Annotated in this window: 8 protein-coding genes; 4 read left to right on the plus strand and 4 right to left on the minus strand. The window is 62.3% G+C overall.

The features are described 5' to 3' along the window. The coding region (locus tag LJE93_13535; GenBank protein MCG6949927.1) for a S46 family peptidase at positions 1 to 1634 on the minus strand (1634 nt) is incomplete at its 3' end. Between the two features lie 127 nt (positions 1635 to 1761). Between LJE93_13535 and LJE93_13540 the strand changes: the two genes are divergently transcribed. Further along, the gene (locus LJE93_13540) at positions 1762 to 2745 is read left to right on the plus strand and encodes a DUF4003 domain-containing protein (protein ID MCG6949928.1); all 984 of its coding nucleotides are present in this window, start codon (positions 1762 to 1764) and stop codon (positions 2743 to 2745) included. 219 nt (positions 2746 to 2964) lie between these two features. Then, entirely contained in the window at positions 2965 to 4020 is a 1056-nt protein-coding gene (locus LJE93_13545) for a metallophosphoesterase (protein MCG6949929.1), read from the plus strand. A 128-nt stretch (positions 4021 to 4148) separates the two neighbouring features. Here the strand turns inward: LJE93_13545 and LJE93_13550 are convergent, their stop codons facing one another. Further along, positions 4149 to 5717, minus strand: coding sequence for a glycosyltransferase family 39 protein (locus LJE93_13550; GenBank protein ID MCG6949930.1), 1569 nt, complete (start codon positions 5715 to 5717; stop codon positions 4149 to 4151). Between the two features lie 25 nt (positions 5718 to 5742). Between LJE93_13550 and LJE93_13555 the strand changes: the two genes are divergently transcribed. Further along, positions 5743 to 6612, plus strand: a complete 870-nt coding sequence (locus LJE93_13555; protein ID MCG6949931.1) for a DUF3667 domain-containing protein — start codon at positions 5743 to 5745, stop codon at positions 6610 to 6612. 177 nt (positions 6613 to 6789) lie between these two features. Here the strand turns inward: LJE93_13555 and LJE93_13560 are convergent, their stop codons facing one another. Continuing rightward, on the minus strand, positions 6790 to 7887 hold the full coding sequence (locus LJE93_13560; protein MCG6949932.1) for an NADH:flavin oxidoreductase: 1098 nt from the start codon (positions 7885 to 7887) through the stop codon (positions 6790 to 6792). A gap of 79 nt (positions 7888 to 7966) precedes the next feature. Between LJE93_13560 and LJE93_13565 the strand changes: the two genes are divergently transcribed. After that, entirely contained in the window at positions 7967 to 9499 is a 1533-nt protein-coding gene (locus LJE93_13565) for a trimethylamine methyltransferase family protein (GenBank protein ID MCG6949933.1), read from the plus strand. Here LJE93_13565 and LJE93_13570 read toward each other — a convergent pair. Next, positions 9496 to 9714, minus strand: a 219-nt coding sequence (locus LJE93_13570) for a hypothetical protein (protein MCG6949934.1), incomplete at its 5' end; no start/stop codon positions are given. The two genes, LJE93_13565 and LJE93_13570, sit on opposite strands and share 4 nt — an antisense overlap.

The raw sequence follows: 9714 nt of genomic DNA on the forward strand, positions 1-9714 counted from the left end.
TCCAGCGCCTCTTTCTCCGCCTCCAGCGCCATGTTCGAGTCGTACATGGCTACGGCGAACTGCACGAACGGGTCCTCGCTCGCCTCGAGCTCTGCGCGGTCAGCCTCGAGCAACGCCAGCCGAGCCTTCACGTCGACAAGGTCCGTGGCGGAGTACATCCCGTGCAGGTTGTACGCGATGGCCTCATTCGGATCGGCATCGCCTTCGAGGTCGAACCACTGGTCGATCGCAGCGACCCTGTCCTCGGCGGGCAGAGCGGCGTAGTGCTCGAGATTGGCCTGCAGCAATGCCATGTCCACCTGCGGATCGAAGCTTCGCGCCGATCGGGCGATCCGTGCTCGAATCCGGCGCAGGTCGCGCTCCTGGTACCCGGGTTTGCGCTCGGCGTCCGGTTTCTCTCGTTCGCGCGAGAGGCGGTACGCGATCGTCGATGCCGAAATCAGCTGGTTATATTTCAGGGAGCTCAGCTCCTGGTCGCGGGCGCGGTGGGCTCGTTGCGCGTCAAGAATCTCCTCGAGCTCGGTGATGGTGCCGCCCCATTCGTTTCGCCGGTCCGGGTCGGCGGCGATCCACGCCGCGAGGTCTGCCTCGAGCGCCCTCTTGCGCGGTATCGAGTGTGATTTCTCGAAACCCGCCTTCATGCCCTGCGCGTTCTTCAGCGAGTTGTTGAGGTAGGAGCTGGTTGCTGCGTAGGCGAGGGCGGCTTCCGGCCTGCCTTCGGTCTCGCGCTCGATGATATCGAGGCTCTCCTGGCGGCGGGCGATGCGCTGTGGATAGGTCCATTGGATGACTTCCTCGACCTCCGAGGCGAGTCGGTACCGGCCGGTCCGTCCCGGGAATCCGACCACCATGACGAAGTCTCCGGCCTCGACGCCGTCGACTCCGACCTCCAGCCAGTGGGCCGGCCGGTAGGGAACGTTGTCGGGCGAAAAATCAGCTGGCATGCCGTCGGGCCCGACGTATGCCCGATAAAATGAAAAGTCGCCTGTATGCCGCGGCCACATCCAGTTGTCGATGTCTCCGCCGTACTTACCGACTGATGACGGTGGGGCGTAGACCAGCCGGACGTCTCTGATCTCGAGCTGGTCATAGAGGCGGAAAGTGACGCCGCCGAAGAACGAGGAGACCCTGCAACGGTGGCCGGCGGTCTTTTCGCACTCGGCGATAATCTGTTTCTCGACCTTTTCTACGGCGTCGAAGCGGGCCGGCCCATCGGCACCCTCCGGAATCGCGGATCGCACGCGGTCCGTGACGTCTGTCACCGAGAGCGTGACGTAGACCCTGGATCCCGGCGCCCCGGCGAGTTCGGCCTCGTGGTCGGATGCCAGGAACCCGTCCTGGAGCAGGTTCATATCCTCCGTCGAGTTGTACTGAATCGTGCCGTAGGCGCAGTGGTGATTCGTGACGATCAGGCCCTCGGGCGAGACGAATGAGGCCGAACATCCTCCAAGTGAAACGATGGCGCCCATCGGGTCGCCGGTGAGATCGGCGAAATTCTCGGGCGGCGTCTCGAGACCCGCGGCGCGAAGGTGGTCGGCGATGTTCGGCAACTGGCTGGGCAGCCACATGCCCTCATCGGCGAAACCCGCGGTCGTAGAAATTGTCAACATGAGGATAAAAACGAAGATACGCATCTGTGAATCCCCCATTCACGTGAGACTGCATCGGGTTGCAGCCGGCGCCATCCTAGCAGACCATTGGCGATCGGGAATCGACGTCGACTGCCGCACGTAGAATGATCAGCGAAGAAAAGGGGTCAGGATGGATTCGATCGAACGCTATCTCGAAGTCTTTGAGGGTCTCAGGCGGCGAAAACGGTGGACCACGGGGACCGATGTGCTGCGCTTTGCGGCCCTTACGCTGGCGGCTACAGACATGGCAGATCCCGGATCCGACCTGGAAGCCACCGCCAAGGCGATGGCCGACGAAGCGGGAGGTTTCTCGCCGCTCGGTTCGGCGATTCGCCACGCTGTCGCTGCCATCCTGATCCGAAGAAAACTCGACCCGGTGACGACTGTCCAGCGAACCAGGGAGACTCTGGACGCCTTCAAAGCGTTCAAGCTCAGCCGCAACGGGGCCCGTCCACTTCTGGCAGCACTGATCCTGGTCCTCGATGCCGATGACAGTGTCCCTTCGAGTGACACCATCGCTCGGCTCAAGGCGATTATCGACCGATGGGACGAGGATCACTGGTTTCTGACCGGAGTCGATGACTACCCGATGGCGGCCATGCACGCGACGCGAGATGTCAGCGTCGAGCAAATCGGAATGGAAGCCGAGCACATCTATCAGCTTCTCAGAGCGGCGAATTACTCGGCCGGAGAGCAGCTTCAGCTCGCCTCGCAGCTGCTGATGTTCTCTGATCAGGGTCCGCGGGAAGCCGCACACCGCTTCGACCGAATGGCGAGGGCTCTGAAGGACTCGAAACAGCGGGTGTGGCAGAGCCACTACGACGAGGTCGCATTGCTCGTTCTCGGTGGCGGTCACGTCGACGAGGTCGTGCCGAGGGTGATCGAGTACCGTGATCGCCTCCGCGAGGAGAAACCCAGACCGACCTCAGACATCGCGTTTTCCATCGCTGCCGGGGTCGTCCTCGCGGAAGAGGTCGAGCGCATGAAGGACCTCGAGGACGCGGCTACCGCCGCCAACTTGAGGGCCGTGCAGGCCATTATCGAAGCGCAACAGGCGGCGATGATTGCATGCATGGCGGCATGTACGGTGACGACCGCAGCCTCGTCCTCGTAGGGCCGCCCACCCAGTGGGCAATAGACTGTGGTCGAGAATTGTATTTAGCAGGGGAGAAAAGGAGAACAAGCGAAAAGGGGAGACGTCACGTCTCCTCTGGCCCTTTTCCCCTACGCTCCTTTTCATACCCCTGACGGGCGAAGCGATCGAAGGCTACCGGTTACTTGGCCAGCCATAACAAACGGTCAACTGTACGCGGCGCGGATGTAGGCTGTAGCAGTGATCAGGGTTCTTCTCCTCGCCGACACCCACCTCGGTTTCGATTTACCGGCGAGGCCGAGAGTGAAGAAGAGAAGGCGTGGGTCGGATTTCTTCGTCAACACTCGCCTCGCTCTCGAGCCGGCTCTGAGAGGTGAGGCTGACCTCGTCGTCCACGGCGGTGATCTGCTCTATCGTAGTAAGGTGCCGTCTTGGTTGGTCGAACAAGCCCTCGAGCCGCTGCTCGAGGTCGCCGATGCCGGGGTACCCGTGGTGTTGGTACCCGGCAACCACGAGCGGTCGGCCCTCCCGTATCCGCTGCTTGCCGCCCACGAGAACCTGCACCTCCTCGATCGGCCGCGGACGGTGGCAATCGATGTGCACGAGACACGGGTAGCCGTGGGCGGGTTTCCGTGTGAGCGCGACGGCATTCGGGATCGATTCGAAGCGCTCGTTTCCGAGTGTGGTGTTTTGGCGGCGGACTCCGGAATCCGGCTGCTCTGCATCCACCAGACGGTCGAGGGTGCGAGGGTCAAGGGTCATACTTTCCGGCACGGTGCTGACATCGTTCGTGGCAGCGATATCCCGTCAGGGATTGCCGCCGTCCTCTGTGGCCACATCCACCGATCGCAGGTCCTGACTCGGGACCTCGGCGGGCAGTTGCTGGCAGCGCCGGTCTTCTATCCCGGGTCGATCGAGCGCACCAGCCTCGCAGAGAGTGAGGAACCGAAGGGTTTCCTGATTCTCGAGCTGGAGACCAGCACCGGCGATGGACGGGTGGCGCGGTGGGTTTTCCACGAGCTTCCCGCACGCCCGATGTGCACGATCGCCCTTGACGTCGCCAACCTCTCGCCGACAGAACTCGAAAGTAAGATACGCGAGTCTTTCGCTGGCCTCGCAGAAGATTCCGTAGTGACGCTGCGGGTTTCGGGAGTCCTTGAAGCGGGTTCGGAGGAGGTGATCAGGGCATCGACCCTGAGAAGGCTCCACCCACCGACGATGTCGGTCACCCTGAGGTATGTAGGCCGGCCTGCTTATCTCACCAGCTTTCGTCGAGAGGCCGGGAAGGTGCGGTGAGATGTGGGGTTTGCGACCCGAAGGGCGCGGACGCGTACTTGATGGAACGCGGAGCACCCTGAAGGGAGCAAACGCCGCAGATTGCTGCAGATTGCCGGCCGCAGCAGACAGTTGGTGAGTTATGCAGGCTAGTTCCAGTGCGTGAGCTGAGGCCAGAGCTGTGAGAGGGGCGGATCGAGCTGCCGGCAGAGGAGGATTGGCCGATTCTCCTCCGCCATGCCCCAGGGGTGATAGTGCTCACCGGCGATCTCAACGGATCCGCAGATTTCTTCAATCGACTCGGGTGACCACTGTAGCCAGATCAGTTGGTCACCGTCGAAATCTCCGGGGCCCCACATCGAGTGGGTCTGGTGGGCGCAGATGGCGGGCGGCAGATCGTGCTGCGGCCCGAAGAGGTTGATCGCTCCCGCCTCGCCATAGTTGCTGGCGAAGATCCCGGTACGCGAGCGCTCCTCCTCCGGCAGCGCCCAGTAGATTTCGGCGATGTCATCGACGAGTTCCGGCCAACCGAACTGATCTCCCCAGATTTGTTGCAGCGGTCCGACATGGGCAACCTCGGTCTTCGAGGGCTCGAAACCGAGGTGCGCCAGGTACTCGACCTGGCTTTGCGGCGAGAGCACCGGCAGGGCGATCGGCGTGAGAAGTGCTCCGAAAAGGAGCACGATCGCCATGATCAGAGCCTTGGTTACGAGTTGTCGTCGCGGCGTCGCGAGGCGCTCGCACCAGGCGGCGATGGCGGCACCGCCGGCTGCGACCAGCATCGGGTAGGCAGGCGCGAGATAATAACTTTTCGCCTTGAACAACATGAACAGTGCGAGGAGCACGGGATAAGTGATTCCGACGGCACGGAAACCTCGTCCCCGGCCGACGATCAGGAACCACAGTCCGGCCAACCATATCGGCGCGGTGATGGGATGCATGATCATGACCTGCTCGGCGAAGAACGGGAGCGGCGCGAGCTCGACGTTCTTGCCTGCCTCGCGAACGTTTTGCAGGTCCACGATCGTCGGGAAATCGTGTTGCCACTGCCAGATGATGTTGGGCAGAAAGATGGCCAATGCGATCGCGGCGCCGAGCCAGATCCAGGGTTTGAGCAGCTCGCGGCGAAGAGGAGTGACGAGGATCGCCACAGCTACAGCGGCACCGAAGAAAAGCGTCGAATGCTTGTTCTGCAGTCCGAAGCCAGCGAGCGCGCCGAAGACGAGCCACAGACGAGAATCGGCGCCGCGAAGGATGAGGATGAGGACGTATGCGCAACCCATCCAGAAGAGGGGCTCGAAGGCGTTCATCGACAGAACGCTGTCGATCATCAGGTGAACTGGTGCGATCAGAATGCCAACCGCAGCCAGGGCTTGCGCGTACGCGTCGCCGCCAAGTTGTCTCGCCAGCAGGACCGTAAGTACCACCATGCCGGCTCCGGCCAGCATCGGCAGGACCCGCAGCGCAGGCAGCGATCCACCGAGAAGAAGTGCGACCTTGGCGTACACGGCGACCAGCGGAGCGCAGTCGACGTACCCCCAGTCCAGGTGTTTGGCGCAGTCGAGGAAGTAGAGCTCGTCGCGGAAATACCCATAGCGGAAGAGCCCTGGCAGGTGCATCAGAAGCTTCGCCAGGACCGCCGCAATGAGTACCGGTTTCGACAGTGGGGAGAGGGGAGGCATGTCCCCGCCTCCGAGGATTTCCTCGTCGTGTGACATGAATTTCCCTAAAATGGCTGGCGACATGTCTTCGAGAGAAACGAACTCGGACGAAAAAGGTTCCTGCCCCAACTGCTCGGCGGAGTTGGGCGGGGACTACTGCTCCTCCTGCGGGCAGCGGCAGCTCGATCTCGATCAGCCGTTCCGCGATATTGCGCGCGAGGCGATGGACTCGTTTCTCGCCTTCGATGCGCGCATCCTCCACACTCTGTGGCCACTCATCAGGCGGCCCGGTTTCCTGACCATCGAATTCATGCACGGCCGCCGCGCTCGCTACGTCCACCCGTTCAAGCTTTATTTCATTTTCAGTCTGCTGCTGTTTGTCGTGCTCGCGTTCTCCGATTATTCAATGGTCCGCATCTCGGAGACCGGTGACGTGGACAACGCCGTACACATCGAACTCTCCGAACGAGAGATCGGGGACTCTGTTATTGAGGAGACACATGATTCGTCGCTCCTGACGAAGGTCCTGGTGCCGCTGGCTGAAGTCGCCGAAGAAGATCCGAAACGTCTCGACCGGCTTTTCACCGACCGACTCGCGAAATCGATTATCGTCTTGGTGCCGGTATTCGCCCTGTTGTTGTATCTGCTCTACCGCGGCCGGCGCTATCTGGCCCACCTCGTCTTCTCGCTTCACCTCCATAGCTTCGCCTTTCTGGCGTTGGTGGTCGGGCTGGCGGTCGACATCGGAATCGGCGCGCCGAAGGACGTCAGACCGGGGAACGGCGTCGCAGCCGTCGTGATTGCCGCGTACACCTTCCTCGCTCTGCGCCGCGTGTACGGGCAAGGTCGCTCGATCACGACACTCAAGATGGTGGTTCTGCTTACCGGCTATATCGTTGCGCTGATCGCAACCATGGCTCTCACCCTCGGCCTGACAGCGGTGACGATCTAATCCGGATTATTCATGCGGCTCCTGCTGCGGCCGGCGATGAACCGCACCCAGCGGTGATTGCTCGCCTCGGGGTGCTCGGTGTACCGCCAAGCACGCCTGCGCGCCTCGTCGGGTCGCAATCCCCACCAGTCACAGCACCTCGCCTTCCCCGCGACGAACCCTCATGAATATTCCGGGCTAGGCCTGCACGCAGCGGATCCCCTCGCCCTTGCGCGCCGGACCGTAACATCCCAGGCACGAAATGCAGGCGGCTCTGCGAACGTCGCCGCGCTGCCAGCGCTTTGGCAGCCCAGGTTCTCGGATCAGGGGGCGGGACATGGAGAAGTAGTCGGCGGCTCCTGAGTCGAGGATTTCCTCGATGACTTCGATCGATCGAATCCCGCCGACGATCATCAGTGGAACCGAGGGGGCCACGCCCCTGATCGCATCGGCCTGTGGCAGGAAATAGGCCTCGTCTTCGGGCGTCTTGATGTCGGGGCGGGCAGCGCCAAGCTTGCCCGAGCCCGGGGTGCCGCCGGAGACCTCAATGGCGTCGACGCCTTCAGTCGCCAGAGCCGAGGCGAGAAAGCACGCATCCTCCTCGGTCGTCGAACCGTCGAGGAAATCCGAGGCGTTGAGCTTGATCATCACCGGAAACTCGCGGCCGACGGCAGAACGTACAGCCCGGTACACCTCGAGGCCGAACCGCGCTCGGTTCTCGAGAGTGCCTCCATACTCATCGTCGCGTCGGTTGCGCAGCGGCGACAGGAACTGCGCCAGCAGGTAGCCGTGGGCGCCGTGCAGCTGAATTCCGTCGAAACCTGCTTTCTGCAGCCGTCGAGCGGCGGCGGCGAAATCGTCGATGACCTGGCGAATTTCTTCGATCGACAGCGCACTGGGCGTCACCGAGTACCCCGGGCTCTCGACGGAGCTCGGTGCGACCGGCTGGAGCCCGCCGTTCTGACGCCGATCCGCCTGGCCACCGCAGTGGACGATCTGCCCGGCGATCTTGCCGCCTCGATCGTGAACCGCCTGTGCCAGATCGGAGAGGCCAGGGAGCGCGCCGTCAGTGTGGACGCCGATCTGACCTTTTGCCTGTTTGCCGACGTCCTGTATATAGAGGTAGCTCGAGATGATGAGGCCGACCCCTCCCTCGGCAAGCTCCTCGTAGATGCGCAGCAACGCTGGTGTGACGGTGCCGTCGTCTGTGGCGAGACCTTCCCAGGTCGCCGACCGGACGAGCCGGTTGGCGAGCTGCATGCCGTTCAGAACCGTCGATTCGAATATCTCAGCCATCTTTCTCGAGTCATTTATCTCATATCTTCAGCAGGCTGCAATCTACGTGGCCGGGGAGGTTTCGGCGCGCTAATATGTCGTGGCCGGGCGGCGTCGTTCACGTGGTACGGCACCCGGCGGTATGCGAGAACTCATCGAAGTGGGGGATAACATGCGGCCGAGCGTCAGATTTCTCAGCGAGGACCTCATCGAACGGATCGTGTCGGAGGCGACGGACCTCCTCTGTACGCTTGGAGTCGATCTTCACAATGACGAGATTCTGGCGATGCTCGGTGATCACGGCGCTCATGTCGACCTGAGCGGTCAGCACGTCGTGTTCACCAGGGACAATATCGAGCGGGCGCTGAGCACCGTCCCGCGCTCGTTCGAGCTTTTCGACGTGCTCGGAAACCGGACTCACGATCTTGCGGGCGACAACGTCCACTTCACTCCCGGCTCAGCCGCTCTTCACATCCTCGACCACGGCAGCCACGAGATCCGCAAGCCCACGACCGCCGACTACGCCGCCTACGTGAAAATCGTGAGCCAGCTGGACAACATCGCGTCACAGAGCACGGCAATGATCCCGGCCGATGTCCCCGAACAGGTCTCCGATAGCTACCGCCTGTTCCTGAGCCTGTTGTATGGGGAAAAGCCGGTTGTTACCGGAACCTTCACCATCGAGTCTTTCGAACTGATGAAGAATCTCCAGGTCGCGGTTCGCGGCTCCGAAACGGCCCTGCGCGAGAAACCTCTGACCGTCTTCTCGTGCTGCCCTACCTCGCCGCTGAGCTGGAGCACGGTGACCTCGCAGAACGTCGTCGATTGCGGGCGGCACGGAATCCCGATCGAGCTCATCGCCATGCCACTGGCCGGCTTCATGGCGCCGGTCACGCTGGTCGGCACCCTCGTAGGACACACCGCTGAGACGTTGAGCGGGGTCGTCATCAGCCAGCTCGCCAACCCCGGCGCGCCGGTCCTGTATGGCGGTTCACCGGCCATCTTCGACGTGCGATACGAAACCACGCCGATGGGGGCGATCGAGACGATGATGATCGACTGCGCGTACTCCGAGATCGGCAAACATCTCGGTATGCCCACCCAGGCGTACATCGCGCTCAGCGATGCCAAGCTCCTCGACGCCCAGTGCGGTCTCGAGGATGGTATAGGCGCGACGCTCGCGGCCCTCGCAGGCATCAACAACGTCTCCGGCCCTGGGATGCTCGATTTCGAGAGCTGTCTGAGCCTCGAAAAACTCGTGCTCGACAACGAGATCTGCGGCATCACCATGCGTATGCTCAAGGGCATCGATGCGAAGGAAGATTTTCCGGCCCGGCCGCATTTCGAAGAGCTCCTGCGTGAAAAGCATCTCTTGATCTCGGAGCACTCGATGCGGTATCTCCGAGAAGAACACCATTTCACCGGACCGGTGATCGATCGGGCGAACCGCCCGCGGTGGGAGGCAGAGGGCGGGCGGACGCTTGGCGACCGAGCGCACGCGGAGGTCGAGCGGCTGATCGGCAGCTATGAGCCGTCCGGTCTCCCGGGCGAAACCAAGCGGGCACTCATCGATCTGATGGGAGAAGAAGCGGGCCGATTCGGGATGGAGAAGCTCCCCGAAAGGCCGGGCTAGCGTTCTGAGACCCCCTCGACGACGATGTCCAGCCGCGGCTCGGACACGACGCCGGGCTCGTCTATGGATGCGACAACCCAACCGAGGGGGATTTTCTTGGAGGCATCGAAGTATCGCCCATCGGTCGAAACCAACTTGACCGCAATCCTTCCGGCGGCCTCGTCGAGCACGAATGGCGTGAAGAGATACAAACGGTCGGAATCCTGATATCGGCA

Source organism: Acidobacteriota bacterium (assembly GCA_022340665.1).
GTDB lineage: Bacteria > Acidobacteriota > Thermoanaerobaculia > Thermoanaerobaculales > Sulfomarinibacteraceae > Sulfomarinibacter.